Annotated in this window: 22 protein-coding genes; 10 read left to right on the plus strand and 12 right to left on the minus strand. The window is 64.4% G+C overall.

Annotated features, from left to right (window positions below; all coding sequences use genetic code 11):
* Positions 1 to 88: 88 nt before the first annotated feature.
* Positions 89 to 379 carry a muconolactone Delta-isomerase family protein gene (locus FJ986_RS00730; RefSeq protein ID WP_140555775.1) on the minus strand — a complete coding sequence of 97 codons (291 nt, stop codon included), beginning with the start codon at positions 377 to 379 and terminating at the stop codon, positions 89 to 91.
* A gap of 119 nt (positions 380 to 498) precedes the next feature.
* Between FJ986_RS00730 and FJ986_RS00735 the strand changes: the two genes are divergently transcribed.
* The gene (locus FJ986_RS00735; protein ID WP_140673147.1) at positions 499 to 1,476 is read left to right on the plus strand and encodes a LysR substrate-binding domain-containing protein; all 978 of its coding nucleotides are present in this window, start codon (positions 499 to 501) and stop codon (positions 1,474 to 1,476) included.
* On the opposite strand, the gene FJ986_RS00740 is transcribed toward FJ986_RS00735, so the two are convergent.
* Positions 1,409 to 2,020 (minus strand): TIGR00730 family Rossman fold protein, encoded by a 612-nt coding sequence (locus FJ986_RS00740; protein ID WP_140494518.1) that lies wholly within the window; start codon positions 2,018 to 2,020, stop codon positions 1,409 to 1,411. The two genes, FJ986_RS00735 and FJ986_RS00740, sit on opposite strands and share 68 nt — an antisense overlap.
* A 128-nt stretch (positions 2,021 to 2,148) precedes the next feature.
* On the opposite strand from FJ986_RS00740, the gene FJ986_RS00745 reads away from it, so the two are divergent.
* From FJ986_RS00745 to FJ986_RS00755, 3 genes are all read left to right on the plus strand, one after another.
* Positions 2,149 to 3,516 (plus strand): Ig-like domain-containing protein, encoded by a 1,368-nt coding sequence (locus FJ986_RS00745; RefSeq protein ID WP_140673149.1) that lies wholly within the window; start codon positions 2,149 to 2,151, stop codon positions 3,514 to 3,516.
* A 121-nt stretch (positions 3,517 to 3,637) separates the two neighbouring features.
* Positions 3,638 to 3,985: a metalloregulator ArsR/SmtB family transcription factor gene (locus tag FJ986_RS00750; protein ID WP_140494514.1), complete on the plus strand. Its 348-nt coding sequence runs from the start codon at positions 3,638 to 3,640 to the stop codon at positions 3,983 to 3,985.
* A gap of 25 nt (positions 3,986 to 4,010) precedes the next feature.
* Positions 4,011 to 5,894: an ABC transporter ATP-binding protein/permease gene (locus FJ986_RS00755; protein WP_140494512.1), complete on the plus strand. Its 1,884-nt coding sequence runs from the start codon at positions 4,011 to 4,013 to the stop codon at positions 5,892 to 5,894.
* A gap of 31 nt (positions 5,895 to 5,925) precedes the next feature.
* On the opposite strand, the gene FJ986_RS00760 is transcribed toward FJ986_RS00755, so the two are convergent.
* On the minus strand, positions 5,926 to 6,807 hold the full coding sequence (locus FJ986_RS00760; protein WP_140555771.1) for an SMP-30/gluconolactonase/LRE family protein: 882 nt from the start codon (positions 6,805 to 6,807) through the stop codon (positions 5,926 to 5,928).
* A gap of 212 nt (positions 6,808 to 7,019) precedes the next feature.
* On the opposite strand from FJ986_RS00760, the gene FJ986_RS00765 reads away from it, so the two are divergent.
* Entirely contained in the window at positions 7,020 to 7,718 is a 699-nt protein-coding gene (locus FJ986_RS00765; protein ID WP_140520667.1) for a phosphatidylserine decarboxylase, read from the plus strand.
* Between the two features lie 3 nt (positions 7,719 to 7,721).
* The gene (locus tag FJ986_RS00770; RefSeq protein WP_140666238.1) at positions 7,722 to 8,540 is read left to right on the plus strand and encodes a phosphatidylcholine/phosphatidylserine synthase; all 819 of its coding nucleotides are present in this window, start codon (positions 7,722 to 7,724) and stop codon (positions 8,538 to 8,540) included.
* A 118-nt stretch (positions 8,541 to 8,658) separates the two neighbouring features.
* On the opposite strand, the gene FJ986_RS00775 is transcribed toward FJ986_RS00770, so the two are convergent.
* Positions 8,659 to 10,881, minus strand: coding sequence for an AMP-binding protein (locus tag FJ986_RS00775; protein WP_140673159.1), 2,223 nt, complete (start codon positions 10,879 to 10,881; stop codon positions 8,659 to 8,661).
* Between the two features lie 135 nt (positions 10,882 to 11,016).
* On the minus strand, positions 11,017 to 11,424 hold the full coding sequence (locus FJ986_RS00780) for a 4-oxalocrotonate tautomerase family protein (protein ID WP_140494501.1): 408 nt from the start codon (positions 11,422 to 11,424) through the stop codon (positions 11,017 to 11,019).
* A gap of 113 nt (positions 11,425 to 11,537) precedes the next feature.
* Between FJ986_RS00780 and FJ986_RS00785 the strand changes: the two genes are divergently transcribed.
* Entirely contained in the window at positions 11,538 to 12,401 is an 864-nt protein-coding gene (locus FJ986_RS00785; RefSeq protein ID WP_140673161.1) for a LysR substrate-binding domain-containing protein, read from the plus strand.
* Positions 12,402 to 12,569: 168 nt separating this feature from the next.
* On the opposite strand, the gene FJ986_RS00790 is transcribed toward FJ986_RS00785, so the two are convergent.
* Complete coding sequence (locus FJ986_RS00790) at positions 12,570 to 13,472, minus strand: DMT family transporter (RefSeq protein WP_140673163.1); 903 nt, start codon at positions 13,470 to 13,472, stop codon at positions 12,570 to 12,572.
* 55 nt (positions 13,473 to 13,527) lie between these two features.
* Positions 13,528 to 14,415, minus strand: a complete 888-nt coding sequence (locus FJ986_RS00795; protein WP_140673165.1) for a DMT family transporter — start codon at positions 14,413 to 14,415, stop codon at positions 13,528 to 13,530.
* A gap of 323 nt (positions 14,416 to 14,738) precedes the next feature.
* On the opposite strand from FJ986_RS00795, the gene FJ986_RS00800 reads away from it, so the two are divergent.
* Positions 14,739 to 15,320, plus strand: a complete 582-nt coding sequence (locus FJ986_RS00800) for a VOC family protein (RefSeq protein WP_140673167.1) — start codon at positions 14,739 to 14,741, stop codon at positions 15,318 to 15,320.
* Here the strand turns inward: FJ986_RS00800 and FJ986_RS30655 are convergent.
* Positions 15,218 to 15,562: a hypothetical protein gene (locus FJ986_RS30655; protein WP_246681753.1), complete on the minus strand. Its 345-nt coding sequence runs from the start codon at positions 15,560 to 15,562 to the stop codon at positions 15,218 to 15,220. The two genes, FJ986_RS00800 and FJ986_RS30655, sit on opposite strands and share 103 nt — an antisense overlap.
* Between FJ986_RS30655 and FJ986_RS00805 the strand changes: the two genes are divergently transcribed.
* On the plus strand, positions 15,453 to 16,235 hold the full coding sequence (locus tag FJ986_RS00805; RefSeq protein ID WP_224706173.1) for a glutathione S-transferase family protein: 783 nt from the start codon (positions 15,453 to 15,455) through the stop codon (positions 16,233 to 16,235). The genes FJ986_RS30655 and FJ986_RS00805 overlap by 110 nt on opposite strands.
* A 153-nt stretch (positions 16,236 to 16,388) precedes the next feature.
* On the opposite strand, the gene FJ986_RS00810 is transcribed toward FJ986_RS00805, so the two are convergent.
* Positions 16,389 to 17,900, minus strand: a complete 1,512-nt coding sequence (locus FJ986_RS00810; protein WP_140520660.1) for a peptidase S10 — start codon at positions 17,898 to 17,900, stop codon at positions 16,389 to 16,391.
* 491 nt (positions 17,901 to 18,391) lie between these two features.
* Between FJ986_RS00810 and FJ986_RS00815 the strand changes: the two genes are divergently transcribed.
* The gene (locus tag FJ986_RS00815) at positions 18,392 to 18,898 is read left to right on the plus strand and encodes an OsmC family protein (protein ID WP_140494488.1); all 507 of its coding nucleotides are present in this window, start codon (positions 18,392 to 18,394) and stop codon (positions 18,896 to 18,898) included.
* 14 nt (positions 18,899 to 18,912) lie between these two features.
* Here the strand turns inward: FJ986_RS00815 and FJ986_RS00820 are convergent, their stop codons facing one another.
* The 3 genes from FJ986_RS00820 to FJ986_RS00830 form a co-directional block, all read right to left on the minus strand.
* Positions 18,913 to 19,131, minus strand: coding sequence for a hypothetical protein (locus FJ986_RS00820; protein ID WP_140494486.1), 219 nt, complete (start codon positions 19,129 to 19,131; stop codon positions 18,913 to 18,915).
* 148 nt (positions 19,132 to 19,279) lie between these two features.
* On the minus strand, positions 19,280 to 19,915 hold the full coding sequence (locus FJ986_RS00825) for a hypothetical protein (RefSeq protein ID WP_140673171.1): 636 nt from the start codon (positions 19,913 to 19,915) through the stop codon (positions 19,280 to 19,282).
* Between the two features lie 82 nt (positions 19,916 to 19,997).
* Positions 19,998 to 20,753 carry an SDR family NAD(P)-dependent oxidoreductase gene (locus FJ986_RS00830; protein WP_140517841.1) on the minus strand — a complete coding sequence of 252 codons (756 nt, stop codon included), beginning with the start codon at positions 20,751 to 20,753 and terminating at the stop codon, positions 19,998 to 20,000.
* Positions 20,754 to 20,783: the final 30 nt, after the last annotated feature.

Genomic DNA, 20,783 nt, shown 5'->3' on the forward strand with positions numbered 1-20,783 from the left:
CGGTTCCTTGACAGCCGATCACACTCTCTCGAGCGGCCGCGTCAGTGCGGCGGCGCCTTTCGCCGCCACCGCATTGCGACTGCCACACTTAGCGCTTCGGACCGAAACCGGGATAAGGGTTCAGCGGCACGATTGCGGCAATGTCCATCATGCCGGCCTTGACCAGCGGCAAGCTGCCGAGATGACTGCGCACGTCGGCATCGCTGGCCGCCTCGAACATCATGCCGCTCCCGGGAATGTCGCCACGGTTCCAGACCTGGCGAACCGCGCCCTGGGCATAGAGCGTGCGCCGCTGCTCGGCCTCGCCGGGCAGCAGCGGCGCGAAATCGGCATCGGTAAACTTTTCGGTGTTGCGGGTGAGAAGGGCAAAGAACTGCATGTCGGTCTCCTGTTTGTCAGCGGTTGATGACAGCAGGTATCGCGCTGGGTGGTCAGACTGTCAAAGACCGATTAGGCTAAAGTTGAGACCTTTGGGGACTGGATGCCGCGAAGCAAAAAATGTTCGACTTGCGCCAGATCAGATATTTCGTCGCAGTCGCGGAAACCGGCAATGTCGGTCGCGCCGCCGAACTGCTGCATATTTCGCAGTCGCCGCTGAGCCGGCAGATCATGCAGCTTGAACAGCAGCTTGGCGTGATCCTGTTCGAACGGGTAAAACAGCGCGTCCGTCTCAATGCCGAGGGCCGCGCCTTTCTCGCCGAGGCCCGCGCGCTGCTGTCGAACGCGCGCCGGCTGGAGGAACTTGGTCGAAACCTTGCCAGCGGGTCTGTCGGGCGTCTTGCCATCGGTTATGTCGAAGGCGCCGTGCATTCCGGGCTTGTCGCCGCGATGCTGCGCCAATTCCGCCGCGACCGGCCGGATTTTCATCTCCAGTTGAGAAGCCTGCGCTCGGCGGCGCAGATCGAGGAACTGCGGCAGCGGTCGTTGGATCTGGGCCTGGTCTATTCGCCGCCCGCCGCGGACGATCCCGATATCGCCAGCACGCCGCTGCGCCACGAGCCGCTGGTGCTGGCGATGCCCGAAGACGATCCGCTCGCCGAAGTGGCCGATATCCAGCCGCACTATCTCGACGGCCGCGTCTGGATCACCGTCGTGCGCCAGCCCGACGACACCAATCGCGGCCAGTTCCTGGCCGCCTGCGCCAAGGCGGGTTTCCTGCCCGATATCGCCTATGAGACGGCGGACCCGTTGACCTCGCTCGGCCTTGTCAGCGCCGGGCTCGGCCTTGCCACCGTGCAGGCGAGCCTGCGCACCGCATCGCCGGCCGGGATCCTGTTTCGGGACCTGCCATGGTTCGAGCGCAAGGTCTCGATCCATCTCGCCTGGCGGCGCCAGGATCGGCGGGCGGTAATCGATGATCTGCGGCTGGCCGGCAGTAGGGCAGTAGGTTCTGTCTTCAGCTACTGCCTTACATCTTGTCTATCACCGACTGCACGCCCTCCGTCGGCGCATCGACCGAGGAGCCTGCCACCATGATGGCGGCGACGATTGCCTCGGGGTCATTGACGACCAGCGGCTTGACCCGCTGTGCGGTGTGAATGAAGCCTTCGGTTGCCATATGGTCGATAAGCGCCAGCATGGGATCCCAGAATCCGCCGACATTGCCGAAGACGATCGGCTTGCGGTGATGGCCAAGTTGCGCCCAGGTCATGACCTCGACGATCTCCTCGACTGTGCCGATGCCGCCCGGCAGCGCCACAAAGGCGTCGGATTTCTCGAACATCTTATGTTTGCGCTCGTGCATGTTTTCGGTGATCACGAGCTCGTCGAGCCGGTCTAGCGCGGTTTCGGTTGCTTCCCTGTTGATCAGGAAGCGGGGAATGATGCCGGTGACCTTGCCGCCGGCCTTGAGCGCGCCTTCAGCGACGGCGCCCATGATACCTTTGGTGCCGCCGCCATAGATCAGCCTGAGGCCGGAGCGCGCAAGCGATCGCCCGAGCAGGTGACCAGCCTTGGCATAGGTTTCATCACGGCCCGGAGACGAGCCGCAATACACGCAGACGGATCGAATCGTATTCATGCCGATGATTGGTGATTGGGTCTGAAAGCGCGGTCAAGCCCTAAGGGCCGAGAAGTCCGGGCTTTTTCTTGTCGGTGATGGTAAAACAGGCTAGACCGGCGTTAGGTGGCTAAGGGGCAGGGAAGTAGATGGCGATCAATCCGTTGAAGGCGTTTCTGTTCGCGGCGGGTGGGACCGTTGCGGTCGCGGGAACCGCCTATGTGTCGGGCGCGCTCGACCCATATTTCAATCGCACGCCGCCGGCGGACGTCGCGGCGCAGGCTCCGCCTGTGGCGCCGAAGCCGGCCAATCCGGGCACGGAAGCGCGGCTGCCGCAGGCTGCGGCACCGTCCGCTCCCACCTCTGAGGCAACCGCGCCTGCCGTCGCGGGTCCGATCGCCCCGACCTTCGACGTGGTGCGCGTTGAAGGCGATGGTTCGATCGTCGTCGCCGGCAATGCCGCGCCCAATTCAAAGGTCGAGATCCTCAACGGTTCGACCGTGATCGGCTCGACGGTCGCCGGTCCGGATGGCGCCTTCGTCATCGTGCTCGATGATCCGCTGAAGCCTGGTGACTATACGATTGCCTTGCGCTCCACCGCCGGCGATGTCGCGACCGCTTCCGCCCAGACGGCCGTCGTCTCCATTCCCGCCAATGCGAGCGGCCAGGTGCTGGCCATGGTCGAGGAACCGGGCAAGCCGGCCGAACTGCTGACCGTGCCCCAGCCGCAGACAACACCGGAAGCGCCTGCAGCCGCGGCTCCGGCGCCAGGCGCGTCCGCCGCCATCGAAGCAACGCCTGCTCCTGCGGCGCCGACAACGCCGCCCGCGCCATCCGTGGCCGAACCCAAGATCGTCGTCGAAGCGGTCGAGATTGACGGCAGCAAGATCTTTGTCGCCGGCCTCGCCGACCCGGGCCGCAAGGTGCGCGCCTATGCCAACGACATCCTGCTTGGCGAGGCGCAGACATCGCCGAATGGCCATTTCCTGGTTGAGGCGAGGCGCGACGTACCGGTCGGCAGTTACACCATCCGTGTCGATGGCCTCGATGCCGACGGGGTGAAGGTGGTGGCCCGCGCCGCCGTACCGTTCGAGCGCGAACCGGGCGAGGCGGTCGCCGCCGTGGCGCCTGCTGGATCCAAGGCGGCCGATGCAAAGCCTGCCGAACCGTCGGCTGCCGCTGAAGCGCCCGCCAATCCGGCGGAACCGGCTCCGGCCGATGCAGTGGCCACGCCGCCTTCCGATGTGGCCGAGACCGTTTCACCCAAGCTCGAACATGCCAATGGCGCCGTGATCATCCGCCGTCATGACACGCTGTGGCGGATTTCGCGGCGCGTTTACGGTTATGGCATGCGCTACTCGACCATCTATCTCGCCAACCAGGACCAGATCCGCAATCCCGACCGCATCTGGCCGGGACAGGTGTTCAAGGTCCCGCCACGGTCTAAGGAAGGCGAGGCCGCCGACCTCAAAGCGATGGGTGACCAGATGACGACGCATTCGGCGAAGACGGAGTAGGCAAGCGTCAGCGGGGCGGCTGCAAGCCGTTCCGAAGCCGATCCTTCGCAGCCCTCCGCCTGCAATCTCCCCATCCGGCCAGCTTGCCTCGTCATCGTTCATCGTCTATCGCCGATGAACGATGACCGAATCCCTGCCTGAACCGGACCGCGCGACGAGCGCGCCAACCTCTTGCACCACCGACAGCCACTCCATCGCGGCCCGCTTCGCCGCGCTCTCGCACCCTGCGCGCATCGAGATCCTGAAACGCCTGTCCGCCAGCGGTTTCTGCTGCTGTCGGGACGTTGTCGACCATCTCGATCTCGCCCAGTCGACCGTCTCGCAGCATCTGAAGATCCTGGTCGAGGCGGGGCTGGTGCGCTTCGCGCCTGACCGCCAGCGCTCGCGCTACGAGGTGGACCAAGCCGCGCTTGCCGGCGTGTCGGCTTCGTTGAGCGCGCTCGTCGTTTCCTGCTCGACCAGCCGCTGACCCTCTCACCCAAAAGGCAAGAAAAGTGGCCGAAAAAACCGTCTCCGCCGATTCCCCGACCTTCAAGACGCTGCTTAACCTCTGGCCCTATATGTGGCCGGCGGATCGTGCCGATCTGCGGGCGCGCGTCACCTGGGCGACAATTCTGCTGGTGGTTGCCAAGCTGACATTGGTCGCGGGACCCTATTTCTTCAAATGGGCGACCGACGCCTTGGCCGGTGACGGCAGATCGACGCCGCCGCTGCCCGCCTTCCTGCTCGCCCCAGTCATGTTGGTTGTCGCCTACAATGTGGTGCGGCTCGTGCAACTCGGCTTCAACCAGTTGCGCGACGCGCTGTTTGCCCGCGTCGGACAGTACGCGGTGCGCCAGCTTGCCTTCCGCACCTTCGTCCACATGCACCAGTTGTCCCTGCGCTTCCATCTCGAACGGCGCACCGGCGGCCTGTCGCGCATCATCGAGCGCGGCACCAAGGGCATCGAGACGATCGTGCGCTTCATCATGCTCAACACGGCGCCGACCATCCTCGAATTCGCGCTGACCACGGGCATCTTCGCCTACACCTATGGCTGGAAATACGTAGCCGTGGTGGCGGTCACCGTCTGGCTCTATGTCTGGTTCACGGTTCGCGCCAGCGACTGGCGCATTTCGATCCGCCGCGACATGAACGACAGCGACACCGACGCCAACACCAAGGCGATCGACTCTCTGCTCAATTTCGAGACGGTCAAATATTTCAACAACGAGGCCATGGAGGCCGAGCGCTTCGACCGCTCCATGGCGCGCTACGAGATGTCGGCGACGAGAATCTGGACGTCGCTCGGCTGGCTGAATTTCGGCCAGGGCGTCATCTATGGGCTGGGCACGGTCATCGTGATGTGCATGTCCGCGCTCGAAGTGCAACGTGGCACGCAGACCGTCGGTGATTTCGTCTTCATCAACGCCATGCTGATGCAGCTCTCGGTGCCGCTCAATTTCATCGGCTTCATCTACCGCGAGATTCGCCAGGGCCTCACCGATATCGAGCAGATGTTCGACCTGCTCGACGTGCCGCAGGAGATCGTCGACAAATCTGATGCCAGGCCGCTCGCGATCGAGGCCGGCAAGGTCGAATTCCGTGACGTGCATTTCTCCTACGACCCGAACCGCAAGATCCTGAAAGGCATCAGCTTCGAGGTGCCGGCCGGCAAGACCGTCGCCATCGTCGGTCCTTCGGGCGCGGGCAAGTCGACCATCTCGCGGCTGCTGTTCCGCTTCTACGACATCCAGTCGGGCCAGGTGCTGATCGACGGCCAGGATGTCAGGGAGGTGACGCAGGAGAGCCTGCGCGCGGCGATCGGCATGGTGCCTCAGGACACCGTGCTGTTCAACGACACCATCGCCTACAACATCCGCTACGGCCGCATCGGCGCCAGCGAGGAGGAGGTGCGCAAGGCGGCCGAACTCGCCCAGATCGGCCCCTTCATCGAGCGGCTGCCCGAGGGTTACCGCTCGATGGTCGGCGAGCGCGGGCTGAAGCTTTCCGGCGGCGAGAAGCAGCGCGTGGCGATTGCCCGCACCATCCTCAAGGCGCCGCCAATCCTGATGCTCGATGAGGCGACTTCGGCGCTGGACAGCCATACCGAACAGGAAATCCAGGCCGCGCTCGACCTGGTCAGCCGGGGCCGCACCACCATCGTCATCGCCCACCGGCTGTCGACGGTGATCACGGCCGACGAAATCATCGTGCTCAAGGACGGCCAGATCGCCGAACGCGGCACACATGCCGATCTGATGCGCAAGCACGGGCTTTACGCCTCGATGTGGGACCGCCAGCGCGAGGCGACCGAAGCCGAGGAGCGTCTGCGCATCGCCCGCGAAAGCGACGAACTGGGTGTGGTGGTGCGCAGGCGCACGTCGGAGCTGTCGTAGCGGCGTTGGCTATCTCCGTCGCTTTCGCCAATCAGCGTGTGACCGAAATGTAAGACGGCCATCCCGCGCCAGGCGAGGAAACAGCGACGCCCAGCACCTGACCAGTGCGGGCGTCGCTTGTCATGTGGTCGAAGCCGCGCCACTCGGCTGCGGTGATGAACAGCGTCCTGCCGTCGACACCGCCCAGCATGCAGGCGAAGCAGCCGCGATCGGCGGTCACGGTCTGCATCACTTCACCGCCTTCGCGTACCTGCGCACAGCGCTTGTTGGGAACATCCGCGTACCAGACCGCCCCTTCGGCATCGAGGCAGATGCCATCGGGATAGCCGTCGACATCGGCCCACACCCGCCGATTAGCCAGAGTGCCGTCGGCGGCTATGTCGAAGGCGGTCAGCCGGTTGGAGTGGGACTCGGCAATGATCAGCGTCCTGTTGTCCGGGGTCACAGCCATGCCATTGGCAAACGCGATATTCCCAGCCACTTGCATGGCCGTCCCGTCCGGCGTGATCAGCACGATCGTGCCCGGGCCGAAATGCTGGCCGGGTGCCGGCGCCGGGCCGCCGCCATTGACATAGATATTGCCGCGCCCATCGACGACGATCTCGTTCCAGGGGCTTTTCGAAAGGTCGCGCAGATCGGCATGGGTGACGAGCCTGCCATCCACCTCCTGCCTTAGCAGCAGGCCTTCGCGGCCTGAAATCACGAGCAACCTGCCATCCGGCAGCCAGTCGATGGAGTAGGGCAGGACCGCTGGCACGGTGAGCATCACCCTGCTCTTGCCCTCGTCGCTCACGGCGACGATCTCTCCGGTACCCCAGTTGCAGAGCCACAGGCGTCCCTCATGCCAACGCGGCGATTCCCCGAAAGCGAGGCCCTTGGCGATAATCTTGGCGTTCTCGGCAACGGATGACATTGGCTGGCTCCTTGGCTGCGTGACCCACGTCACCGTTCCGAAGGCGTCGCGGGGCACTGTCCTCCCAAGGACGGGCGAGCGTATGGCTTGCCGACATGGCGGCCGACAATTCTAAAAGGCTACTGCGCGCCCCTCTCTCGCCATTGTCGCGTTGCGGGCAGAGGGTGTTTCGGTTATTGAGGCCGAACCTGAAACAGGGACTGCCCCATCCCATGAGCCTTGTCGATACGGTCAAGAACGCGTTCGTACCGATCCATCGCGAGGGCTATCCGTTCATCGCCGCCTTCGGCGCGGGCACGCTTTTCCTCGGCTATTTCTCCTCGATCCTGTTTTGGATCGGGCTCATCCTCACCGCCTGGTGCGCCTATTTCTTCCGCGATCCCGAGCGGGTGACGCCGGTCGATGACAGTCTGGTGGTGAGCCCCGCCGACGGCGTCATCTCGGCGGTCGGCCCGGCCGTGCCGCCGCGCGAGCTTGGCCTCGGCAATGCCGAAATGACCCGCATATCGGTGTTCATGAACGTCTTTTCCTGCCACGTGAACCGCGCCCCGGTGCGCGGCAAGATTTCCCGTATCGAGCATCGGCCGGGGAAATTCCTCAATGCCGAACTCGACAAGGCAAGCACCGAGAACGAGCGCAACGGGCTGGTCATCGACAGCCCCAACGGCACCGTCGCGGCAGTGCAGATCGCCGGCCTCGTGGCGCGGCGCATCGTCTGCTGGGCCGAGACCGGCGGCTCGATCGCCATCGGCGAGCGTTTCGGCCTGATCCGCTTCGGCTCGCGCGTCGACGTCTTCCTGCCGGAGGCGGCGACACCACGCGTGGCCGTCGGCCAGACGGCGGTCGCCGGCGAAACGGTGCTGGCGGAATTCGGCGGTATCGCCGCCACGCCTCTCGTGCGGATCTCCTGACCGGTGGGCGCGCCGTTCAAGAAATTCGAGGCGCATGCCAGCGGCGGCCCGCGCATCCGCGAAATCCCGATGCGCATGGTGCTGCCCAATCTGGTTACGGTGCTCGCCATCTGTGCCGGCTTGTCCGGCATCCGCTTCGCTTTCGAGAACCGCTTCGAGCCCGCGGTGGTCATGGTGCTGCTCGCCGCGTTTCTCGACGGCATAGACGGCCGACTGGCGCGGATGCTGAAGGCGACGTCGAAATTCGGCGCGCAGATGGATTCGCTGGCCGACATCGTCAATTTCGGCGTCGCGCCCGCGCTGGTGCTTTACGCTTTCCTGCTCGACCGCGCGGGATCGCCGGGTTGGATTGCCGCCCTTTTGTTCACCATCGCCTGCGGCATGCGGCTCGCCCGCTTCAATGTTCTTGACGAGGAAAAGGCCGAGCGGCCGGCATGGCAGACCGAATATTTCGTTGGGGTACCGGCGCCGGCGGGCGCCGTGCTGGTGATGCTGCCGCTTTATCTGTATTTCCTGCGGCTTGGGCTGGAGCCCGGCCGCCCGGCCGCCTTCATCGCCACCGGCTTCACCATACTGGTCGCCTTCCTGCTGGTCAGCCGTTTGCCGGTCTATTCGGGTAAGAGCGTCAAGGTGCCGGGTGACAAGGTATTGCCGGTCATCCTGGGGGTCGTGCTCTACATCCTGCTCTTAATGACCTATCCCTGGTACACGCTGACGGCCTCCGTCGCCGGTTATCTCCTCTTCCTGCCCTTCAGCGTGCGTGCCTATTCGAAGCGCGCCAGGCTGGAAGGCGAGCAGGTGCCGCCTTCGGATATAGGATAACGCTGTTATCCCTCTTTGAAGTCGGGGATGTCGCCGAAGGCGACAGAGGGTGCATTGAAGGCCAGCGCTTTGCGCCCGGGCCTGCGATTTAGGCGAGACGACCCTTCAGGCCGTTCGCCTACGCCGCCGCACTCAGCCCCAGACGATCGATGGCCAGTCTGCGGGCCGACACGTAGTCGGTCTTGCCCGAGCCCAGCGCCGGGATCTCTTCCACCTTGACGATGTCGTTGGGCACCATCAGTTCGGCCGCCCCGGCCTTCTTGCCGAATTGGCGCAGTTCCTCGGCACTCGCATCGTCGGCGGTGGTCACCAGCACGATGCGCTCGCCGCGCCGTTTGTCGGGCACCGCCACGGCGGCATGGCGCTCTTCCGGCCACAGCGACTGCACCAGCATCTCGACCGCACCCAGCGACACCATCTCGCCGGCGATCTTGGCGAAACGCTTGGCCCGGCCGCGAATGGTGATGAAGCCCTCGCGGTCGACCGAGACGATGTCGCCGGTGTCGTGCCAGCCTTCGAGCCGCTGCAATTCGCCCGGTCGGTCGGCGGTCATGTAGCCCATCATCACATTCGGACCGTCGAGCCACAGACGGCCGGCGCCATCGATGCCTTCGACGGGTTCGAGCTTCATGCGGATGGCCGGCAGCAGCCGCCCGACGGTGCCGTCGCGGCTATGGATGGCGGTGTTGACGGCAACCACGGGCGCGGCCTCGGTCAGCCCAAAGCCTTCGATGATCTCGGCCTGGAAACGCTCGCGATAGGTGCGGCGGGTTTCCGGCTTCACCGCTTCGGCGCCGGCGACGACGAAGCGCAGGCTGGAAAAATCGCCGTCCTTGGCGGCGCGCGCGTAATTGGCGAGGAAAGTGTCGGTGCCGAACATGACCGTCGGCTTCACCTTACGGGCGATCTCGGGGATGATCTTGTAATGGAGAGGCGAAGGGTAAAGGAACAGCTTTACGCCTGTAACCAGCGGCAGGATGGTGCCGCCCGTCAGCCCGAAGGAGTGGAACACAGGCAATACGTTGAGCAGGATATCGGCCGGCGAGATGGTGATACGGGCTTCCGCCTGCATGGCGTTGGCGTAAAGGTTCTTGTGCGACAGCACCACCGCCTTCGGCGTGCCTTCCGAACCGGAGGTGAACAGGATGACCGCGGGTTTGGCTGCGTCCTGGCGCTGCAGCGGCCAGCGCCACAGCAAGGCGGCGGTAAGCTTTTCCAGCGCTGTCACGCTTGCGCGTGTATCCTCCAGCCAGAGAAATTTGGCGCCGCCCTTTTCGACCGCCGTCACGATATCGCCGAGGTCGGCCTTCTCGATGAAGGCGCGGGAGGAGACGACCGTGCGGATCACCGCCGTGCGGATGGCGGCGGTGACGCTGGCCGGACCCGCGGTGTAGTTGATCATCGCGGCCACCCGCCCGGCCGAGAGCAGCCCGACCAAGGACAGCACCACGCCATTGGCGTTGGGCAGGAGCAGGCCGACCGCTTCGCCGGGCGCCGTCACCGCCTCGAAACGCCTGCCCAGCACGCGCGCGCCGATGAGCAGTTTTCGATAGCTGAGCGCGCCCGAGACGACGTCCTCGATGATCGGATGGGATGCGCCGACCCTGGTTGCGGCATCACGCATGGCCAGGAACAGGCCGCGATCGAGATCGGCGGCTGCGAAGCGCGCCTCGGCGAAGCGGTCGAACAGCGCGTTGGTGTTCGAGGCCTGCTCGGGAATGCGCGCCACCAGCTCGGCGATGGTCATTGGTTCCAATGCGCTGATCGACAGGCGCGGGAACCAGCGCCGGGGCACGATGCTGGCCGGCGTCAACGAGACCGGAAGGTCGCGGGCGCCGCCGACGAAGATCGGCACGATGCGGGCATCGGCCTGCATGGCGATGCGCGTGACAGCGCGAAACAGCCGGAACGACTTGACGTCGGGCTCGACCGCGTCCGGCAGGTAGACGGCAAGCCGGCCCTTACCCTTCAGCACGCGCACCAGCCTGCGGCTGACGAAGACGTGCTCGGCGTTGAAGGCGATGGTGCGGCCGAGCTCGCGCCACGGCTCCAGCCATGGCGCCCTGGCCGAGGCTCCGTCGAGGATGTGCAGCGTGTCGTCAGGCAGCAGCGACAGCATCAGCGCCGGTTCGAAGTGCGACTGATGTGAGATGACATAGATGACTGGCGCCGCCGCATCGCGCGCGATTGCCATGCGGCTGTCGCTGATCCGGTAGGCGAGCTTGAACGGCACGTAGAGCAGCGCCTGGGCAAAGCGCAGGCCGAGGCGGAACTTTTCCACTACCCCGATCAGCAGCCAGGCCACGACCAGACCCGCAAGCAGCGCCAGTGTCAGGATCATGCCGCGTCTCTCCCAACGTTCCTTGCACCTCGGCTCTGCGGCCGCTTCGGCAAGAACCTAGACGATGTGCGGGCAAGGTCAATGCGCAAGGGCCTCTTGCCACCTCTCACGAAGGGAAGGCAAAAGCGGCATCCTTTACGCCGCCTTCAGTCTCCCGCTGATGAAGCGGAATTCCTGCGTTTTGCCGCCATAACCGTAGGCGGCGGCCGGCACTTCGTGGACGAAGGCGTAGCTTTCTTCGTGCACGGACCCGAGCAGGCGCCCGAAGGCGGCGAAGATCGCCTTGAGATAGGCTTCCAGCTCGAGCTTGGTGTTGGTGCCGTCGACCACCTTGATGTCGAGCCAGAACGTATTGGTCCCATGCTCGGCCAGCGACGTGCCGCCGGCGAACCAGTGCTGCGGATCGAGATAAGAGACGGCAACCGCCGTTATGGTCGGATCCTTGCGAAGGTGCGTGGCGGTGAGTTCGGTCGCCTCCTTGGCGATCCTGGCGGACAGCGTCGCGTCGGGCTTCCCGGTGACGCTGACGTTGATGATGGGCATTGTCCTTCTCCTTGGTTCTGGCGGCCTCTGTCAGCCGATGACGCAACCCTGTCATCAACCAGGAAACATGAAAATCGAATTGTTTTCAGAGAATACTTCGATAATATCGAATTATGAAAACGCTCGATCCCGACCTCTTGAGGACATTCCTCGCCTTCGCCGACGGCGGCTCGCTGGCGCAGGCGGCCTCTATCGTCGGCCGTTCACCGTCGGCTGTGACGGCGCAGATGCAGCGGCTGGAAGAGGCTGTCGGCGAACCGTTGCTGGCGCCGCAGGGCAGGGGCCGCAGCCTGACGCCGACCGGTGAGGAGCTTGTCGGCCATGCCCGGCGTATCCTTGCAGCGCATCGTGAAGCCTGGCTCGGCCTGAAGGGCGCAAGGGCCGACGGACGCATCGCGATCGGTACGACGCAGGATTTCGCCGACAGCGGCTTGCCCGATTTGCTGCGTGCCTTCGCCGAAAGCCATCCGCGCGTCAGGATCGAGCTGCGCGTCGGCCGCTCCGCCGAACTGGCGCAAGCCCTTCAGGGCGGTAGCCTGGATCTGGCGATCGTTATGCGGCAAGCTGCGACGCCGGACGAAATCGGCATGCTGCGCGAGCCGATGATGTGGCTCTGTTCGCAAAAAGGACTGGCAGCGCGACAGGACGAGTTGCCGCTTGCACTGCTCGATCCGCATTGCGGCTTCCGCGAAGCGGCTATCTCGGCGCTCGATGCGGCCGGCCGGCGCTATCGCATCGCGGCCGGCAGCGCGAGCTTGGCCGGGCTGCGCACGGCGGTCAAGGCCGGCATCGCGCTGACGCTGCGCACCGCGCGCTTTGCCCATTCCGGCATCGTCGAAGCACCGCGCACGTTCGACCTGCCGCCCGTGCCCGTTGCCGAATTCGCCATCCGGCTGCGCGCCGATGCCGAGAACCCGGCGCGGGATCTGGCCGCACTGCTCGGCACCGGCCTAGCTCTGCCAGGACTTTTTGGCTGACAGCCGCCTGTCGTCCCGCGCGGGCCAAAGAAAAAGCCGACCTTGCGGTCGGCTTGGAGTAGGACGGACCGAGGGGTTTGGGGGGACTCGGGGGGTGGTCCGTCGGCTCAACAATGCCTGAACGGGATGATGGTTCCGTGACTGCGCAAATTTTTTTGGGCTCGGCTTTCACAACGGCCCTGGCGCTTGTTGCTGCTTTGCCGACAGCCAGTCGCGGCCGGCATGGGCAAAGACCGCGCAAAGCACGATCGCGCCGCCGATCATGCTGGCCATGGGCGGTATCTCGGCCAGGAAAAGGAACGCAAACAGGATCGCGAACGGCACTTCGGCAGAGCCGAGCAGGCCGGATTCAGCCGCCGGGATGAGCCGCGCGCCTTCCGTCCACAGGACGGAGGAGAGCGCAAAGCTCGAGCCGAAGGCAACGAGCAGCACGGCATCCCTTGCCGAGACGGCAAGCGGGTCGGTGACGAACCAGCCGAGTATGAACAACAGCAGGGCCGAGACCGCGCCTGCCCAGACCGCCGGCGTGTCGCGGAAGGCGCGCACCATGATCATGTAGAGCGCGCTGCCGATCGTCATCAGCAGCGCCAGCCCGTCTCCGAACAGATTGCCTGTGCCGAAGCTCGACCAGACCATGACCGCAACGCCGCAAAGCGAGACGGCGGCGGCTAACATCGTCTGAAGGCGGAAGGGCTCGCGCACCAGCAGGAAGGCGAGCAGCGCGGCAATGAAAGGCGACGTCGCGTAGATGACCGTGACATTGGCGACGAAGGTGAATTTGAAGGCGCAGATGAAGGCGATGCTGGCCAGCGCGCCTTCCACCGCCAGCAGCCAGCCGCGCCAGCCGAGCCGCAGCGTTTCGCGGTTGCCGGAGCGGTGGCGGCGCCACCGCACATAGAGGCTGATCAGGATCGAGCCGACGAAACCGCGCCAGCAGGTGATGGTCAGCGGATCGGCATGGATCGATTTGGTCAGCACGCCGGTCAATCCGAACACCGCCGCCGATGACGACACCAGGATGATGCCAAGTGTCCGTTCTGCGGTGTCGGTGGCGGCTGCTACATCGGTCATGAAAGCCAATTTACGTGGTTCTGTCCTGACATCGTAGTGTCAGCAGTCTGGCCCGTCACAGCCGTTTGCGGAAATGCTCGCCGCCGACGATCAGGAGCCCTGCGGTGATGATGAGAGCAGCGCCGAAAAACACTTCGCGACGCGGCACGTCGCCCCAGATGGCGAAGCCGAGCGCGAAGGCCCACAACAGCGAAGTGTATTCCAGCGGCGCGATGATCGAGGCCGGCGTCCGTTTCATGCCTTCGAAGAGAAGATACTGCGCCAAGCCGCCGAGCGCGCCGACGCTGGCAAGCAGAAGCAGTTCGCTCCAGCCGGGCATCTTCCACCAGAGCAGCGCGGGCACCGCCGAGAATATCAGGAAATAGAAATTGTTGAGCAGGAGCTGGATCATCGAGCGCTCGGCAAGTGCTGTCTTGCGCAACAGCACGATGGCGACGCCCCACAGGAAAGCGGCGGCCAGCACCAGCAGCACCGGCACGGACAGGCCGAGATGGGCAGGGTCGCAGGCGACGAAGACGCCGGCGAAGCCGATCGCCACCGCCAGCCAGCGCAGCATTGGCACTTTTTCGCCAAGCATCACCACCGAAAGCACGGTGACGATGATCGGGGCCGCGTAATAGACGGTGGTCAGTTCGGCGAGCTGCAGGCTGCGCGCGGCATTGTAATAACAAAGCCACGCCGCCAGGGTGAAGACGCTGCGCAACAGCATCGGCCACACGATCGGCGACCGCGCCGTCTCCGCATAGAGATGCCGTCCGCCGATCGCCGCGCAGGCGGTCAGTATGGTGATGCTGCGGAAGAACAGGATCTGCCAGACGCTCATGCCGGCTACCAGCAGCTTGATCGAAGCGTCCTGCGTCGAAAAAAGCAAATAGGCGGCGCCGGTCAGGAGGATACCGGCGAGAACCCTTTCGCGTGTTTCGAGAATGGCGACATCGGCCATGCGACAAGCGGCCTTGTGTGAAAACGGCTCCGGCCCCTGTCGGCTCCGCTCCCGCCAGCTATAGGGGCGAAACCTTGCATGGCGCTGCTCCAGCGCCGTGCTTGCGTTGGGGCAGGGCCGATCCCGATGCGGCTTCTGGCGCGGCGCGACTGATTGGTTTAGCATCGTCTCACAAAGCCGGCGCGTAAGGTTCGGCGAGCCAAGGGAACGGTGCGGATCAGGAAGCCAGCGCTCGCATAAGAGACGCCATTCGCATCATGCGCGGCGGGCCTGACAGCTGGCACTTACGGATATCGAAACGCCGACATCAGGGGGAGAACGCAATGCAGAAACTGCAATCGCAAGGCGTCCATCACATCACGCTGGTCGGCGCCGATCGCCAGACGTCGATCGATTTCTGGGAAGGCGTGCTGGGCATGCCTTTCATTTTCGAGCAACCCAACCTCGACAAGGCAGCCGAAAGCCATCTCTATTTCGATCCGGGCGACGGGCGGCTGATCACCATCTTTACCGACGAGACCCGCACGCCGGCAAAGCGCCGCACGCCGACCGACACGGGCTGCGTCCACCACATCGCCTTTGCCGTGTCGCGCGTGACCTTCCTGCAGGCGGTCGCCCGGCTTGACGAGCGCGCCATCAAGCACAGTGGCGTCAAGGACCGCGGTTTCATGGATTCGATCTATTTCGAGGATCCGCTTGGCCTGCTGATCGAACTTGCTTCCTACCGTTTCGAGCCGCCGGCCGGCTTTAGCCATGCCGACGTGCTGATGGAAGCGCACAAGCTCCGCGTCGCGCGTGGCGACTACAACATCGCCGAGGCGCATCTGGCCGACGCCATCCAGGCGCTGGTCGAGCGCTTGCGCGCGACATTGTCGGCCGACAGGGCGCCGCGCAATCCGTATTGATTTTTGAATAAGCAAAGGGAGGAACACATGGCAAAGACAGCGACGAAGGGTGCGAGGAAGCCGGCAGCTAAGGGCACACCAAAGGCTATGGCAAGACCAGCAGCAAAAGCTTCAACCAAGCCGGCGCCAAAAATATCGGCAAAGCCTTCGGCCAAGGCGGCGTCAAAAGCAGCAACCGCCGGCAAAACCGCGTCCAGGACCAAGGGGAAATCGGCGAAGAACCCCGCCCTGATGATCAGCATGCTGAAGCCCAGCGTCAACAACATGACGGTTCGGGTGTTTGCCCGCGCCGCCGGGCTGGACCATGCCGAGGCCGACGCCTGGGGCAGCACGCGTTCGCCCGAATTCATGGCGCGCAACCCGGCCCATCTGACCCCGATGATCGAGGACAAGGGCCTGCCGCGAGGGGTGCTTTGGGAAAGCTGCGCCATCATGCAGTATCTCGCCAACAAGCACGGGCTGGAGAAATTCTACCCCAAGGCGCCTGCCAAGCGGGCGATGATCGACAGCGCCATGTTCTACCTGATCGGTACGCTCTATCCCTATGTGGCGCGCGCCACCTATCCGGCGCTCGGTTTCCCGCAATATGCCGGAGAGGTCGGCCACAGCGACGCTCATCCCGACAGGAAGGCCGAGGCGCAGAAGGCGGCGATCGCAGCCATCTCCGAACCGCTGGAGGTGTTCCACTCCTTCTTCAGGGACGGCAAGCCCTTCATTGGAGGCAAGAACCCGTCTATCGCCGACATCCGCCTGGCGGCGACACTCGAATTTCTCGCCGTCATCGACTATGCCCTGCCGGAATGGGCCAGCGACTACATGGCCGCGATGGAGAAGAAGCTCGGCAAGGCCTATGCAGACCCGGCCAGCGACGTACGCGGCTACATTGCCCATGTGAAGTCACAGCCACGGGTGTGAGATCGCTTCGGCGCCGCAGGCCGGTTGAAGGCGGCCGGCCGCCAAGATGAACTGCAATGTCCTTCGCGGCTCCTTTGCCTGGAGGACAGAGGAGGGCACCGTCCCGCCAGCGTGTCGCGGACTGCCGGTCACTCCGGTGCTACCAAGCGACGCTTACTGCGTCGCTTGGTAAAGCTCCGCCGCCGCTGCCTTGAGCGCCCGCCTTCCGTCCGGCCTGAAATACATCATGTGTCCTCCGTCCAGCACATCGACGCGGATGGGCTTTGCACCGGCCAGCGTCGGTACCTGGTTCACCAGATAGCGAGATGCCAGATAGGGCGTGACGAGGTCGGTGTAGCCGTTGACGATGACGACGCCGAGTGCGGGATTGAGCGAGCGCGCCCGCTGCAGATCGTTCATCACGCCGGCATAGCCTTGCCGCGATGTGCCGTAGTCCCAATTGCGGCTGATCTCGCCATTGAGCAGCCGGTAGCTGACATCGGTGTGGTAGTTCAATTCGTCCCGGGCATAGCCGACAAAAGCCGAGGTCAATGCTGGAACGCTGCGGTCGAGCACCGGATCGGGTCCGGCGGTGCGAGCGCTTTCAGGAGCGATGTCGGCCGTGCCGATCATGGCGTCATAGGGGCTGAGTACCTTGCTTTTCGAGCGGGCGAACTCCCTCGCGAAAAGGCTGGTCGGTATACGCGCGAAATTCCGCTGCACGAGGTCGAGGGGCAGGCCGGTGATCTCGGCCACCCGCTGGCTCGCCAGCCGCCCGCCTTGCTCCAGCCCGCTGGCCAGCGCCGTGAGGTAGTCGCCAAGCGCATAGCGCTCGACCGCGGCCAACTGCGCCCGCAGCGCCTCGCCGGTAACGCCGTCGGCACTGAGCCGCACCGACGCCAGCGAGGGGAGTTCGAGAGCCCAGTGCAGCGGCTCGAATTCGTCGGGTTGCACCAGCATGAATTCCAGCGCCGGCGAGATCAGCACGATGCCGCTCGGGCTAAGGCCGACATCTTCCTGCAAAGTCCTGGCGAGCAGCGCCGCGCGAAACCCGCCATAGCTCTCTCCGGCCAGGAAAAGCGGCGAGCTGCTGCGGCCGTTCTGGGCCAGATAGAGCCGGATGAAGGCGCCGATCGAGCTGGCGTCCTGGTTGACGCCCCAGAAGTCGTGGGTGTTCTGCCCGGGAGCCTCGCGGCTGTAGCCGGTGCCGACCGGATCGACAAACACGAGGTCGGTCATGTCGAGCCAGCTGTCCGGATTGTCGACGATCTTTTGCGGCGGCGGCAGGAATTCGCCATCGGCTCCGGTCGTGATGATGCGCGGACCGAGCGCACCGAGATGCAGATAGGCGGAAGCCGCCCCAGGGCCGCCATTGAAGACGAAGGTAATGGGGCGTGGTGCCGTTTTTGCCGCGTCAGCCGGTGGCCGCAGCGTATAGGCGACATAAAAGATCTCCGCCGTGACGTCGGCCTTGCCTGAAAGCAGCGACAGCGTGCCGGTCTTGGCCTGATAGTCCAGCTTGCGTCCGGCAACCGTGATCGAATGGCTGGTGACCTGCGGCGGCGGCAGCAGCGACAGCACACCGCCGGTCGGCGCCGGCCTCTCCGGCGTTTCAGCCAGGACAGGCTGTGCGAAGGCAGCAAGCATCAGCAGGATGAGAGAGATCAGTTTCAACTTGAACGGCATGACGCCTCCGCGAGAACGCTTGTCGCATAGCTATAGCCGATGCGATCGAAGTCAAAGGAAAGGCTTGTCCGGCAACGAATCCGGGTCAGCGGGTTCCGTGCAAGCCTTCTCGACGCGCTATTGAGAGAGCATTGAATGAAAAAAACCGCCTGTACGGCGGGTCCGTGGCGCAACTCAGCACCATAACCAGAAATGTACCATAGCTGCCTTCACCCTGTCAAGAAAAAATTCCTATCAGGAGAAACCGTTGGCACACCCGACTGCCCATCGCCAGCCTTGTTGACCCGAGTCGGTCACCAGAAAATGGGACGACGGCACTCGCACGGCTCAGACGGTCTTTGAGACCTCGTCCGTCAATGTCCATTTGGGATAGTGATTGCGCGCCTGTGTCCCAACGCGATGATTATGTTTGCTTTCCGGTGTGATCGGGTCAAATCTCGGTGGGTTGACGCATGCCAGCGCCAGAAACGATCGTCGAAAGGGGCAGCGAAATGGACGCCACCGCACTGAAGGCCATGCAGGCGCCGCTGAAAGAGACCTATCGCGATGATGCTTCGCGCGCGCTCATCACGCTCAGGGCCAGAGGCAGTCTCGATGACCAGTCGATCGCCTGCAAGGTCGAGACGGGCAGGGCTCTCGCGATTGCCGGTCTGCATCCCGCAACCGGCGGCTCGGGGCTCGAGCTTTGCTCGGGCGACATGCTGCTGGAGGCACTTGTGGCCTGCGCCGGCGTGACGCTCAAGGCGGTGGCGACGGCGCTCGAATTCAAGCTCGGCGCCGCCACGGTCGAGGCCGAAGGCGACCTTGATTTTCGCGGCACGCTTGGCGTTGCCAAGGATGCGCCGGTCGGTTTTCGCGCCATCAGGCTGAATTTCAGTCTCGACACCGATGAGCCGCAGGAGCGCATCGATTCCTTGCTGAAGCTGACCGAACGCTACTGCGTGGTGTTCCAGACCATCAACCAGAAGCCGGAACTGACGGTCAGCGCACGGCGCTGACGCCGCATCGCGCCTTACTGCGCTGCCGGTTCCTCCGCGTCGCCCTCATCGGTGAAGGGTGACGCGCTCGGCACGCATTGCAGCGACCAGCCGGTCGGGGCCGGCTGCTTCTGGTATTCGGTGATGGCGGCGGTGCATTGTTCGCGCTTGTCGAACGTGCTGGGCAACACGACCATGCCGCCTTGCGGGCCGGCGATTACCAGGTACCAGACCAACGCTACGCTCGAAGCCATGGGAATTTCCTTGCTCTGCCCAGCCGGGCTTGTTGTGGGAATCTATGCGATCCTATCAACTCTGCGGAAATGACGAAAGCATGACCGCGACTCAGCTTTCCGCCGCCACATCACAGCCGCGTGATGTGGCGGGGCGGGCGAGGTCTGGTCAATTCGTTGCGAAACAATAGAACAGGCCGTCGCCGCCGGTGCCTTTCAGCGCCTCCTGGCCGCAGCCGCCGCGCGAAGCATGCGAAGAGTTCCAGGATTTGGCGGCAGCTGAATCGTCGAGCCCGGTGCGGTCGTGATGGCCCATCATGGCTGCCCCTTCCGTGCCGCTCATCGTCCAGTCACCGCAGGTCTGGTCGGCGATCCTGGTGCCGTCGGGTTTCGAGCCGGTCAGCATATCGTGGCGGTTCGGCGTGTCGCCGCGGCCGTTGACCATCTCGCCTTTCTCGGTGAGCGCCGTCTGCTTGGTGATGCCGTTGGCATCGCCGTGCAGCGAGGCGACGTCGTCGGCTATCTTGACGCCCTTGGCATTCACCCACGGTCCCTTGCCGATGCGGTCGCGCGCATCCTCGGTGCTGGTCGACAGATATGCGGCCCAGGTCTTGCCGGTGACGCCGGCTGCTTCCGCCAGCGAGGCGCAATGCGCGTCGGCGCCCTTCAGGCCGCCGAGGTCGGCCCCCTTGCCCGAGCCGACGCTGGTGACGAAGAAACTCATCTTGGCATCTTGTGACAAGGCTGTGCCGGCGGCCAAGGCGGAGATAGTGGCGGTGGCGGCGATGAGAATAAGTCTGCGCATGTCGGTCCTCCGGGTTTGAGCTTCGAATGTACATTCGAGGAACGCCGCCCGGAGCCGAATTCTTCCGACAAAAAAGATGCGGCTATTCCGGCTGTCGGTAGGCGACGAAACGGTTGTGCTTGGCCTGGAAGATCAGTCCTGTCTCTTTCAGGTCGGGGCTTGCCAGCGGCACGATGCGTTTGGCGATCTCGGAAGGATGCGGCAGCGTTTCCGGGTCCTCGCCGGGCACGGCTTGCGCGCGCATCACGGTACGGGTGGCGCCGGGGTCGGCGGCATTGACGCGCAACGGCAGGCTCTGCGTCTCATGTGCCCAGGAGCGCATCATCGTCTCGACCGCCGCCTTGGAAGCCGCGTAGGGCGCCCAGAAGGCGCGCGCCGAGTGAGCAGCGTTGGACGACAGGATGATGGCCCGGCCGGCGTCGGAGAGCCGCAGCAGTGGGTCGACCGAGCGGATCAGCCGCCAGGTCGAGGTGACGTTGATGGTCATCACCTTCTCGAAGGTTTTCGCCTCGACATGGCCGATCGGCGAGATCACGCCGAGCACGCCCGCATTGGCGACGAGAATGTCGAGCTTGCCCCACCGCTCATGGATGGCGCCGCCCAGGCGGTCGATGCCGACCATGTCGGCAAGGTCGAGCGGCACCAGCGTCGCTTCGCCCTTGCCGGTTTTGGCGCGCTCGGCCTTGATCTGGTCGTCGAGTTCTTCCAGCCCGCCCACGGTGCGCGCCACGGCAATGACGTGGGCGCCGGCGGCAGCCAGTTCCCTGGCGATGAAGTAACCGATGCCGCGCGAGGCGCCGGTGACGACCGCAACGCGGCCGGAAAGGTCGAAGGTCATGCGATAGATTCCGGAAATATGGCTATGGCA

The sequence above is a fragment of the Mesorhizobium sp. B1-1-1 genome (assembly GCF_006442955.1).
In the GTDB taxonomy this organism is placed as follows: Bacteria; Pseudomonadota; Alphaproteobacteria; order Rhizobiales; family Rhizobiaceae; genus Mesorhizobium.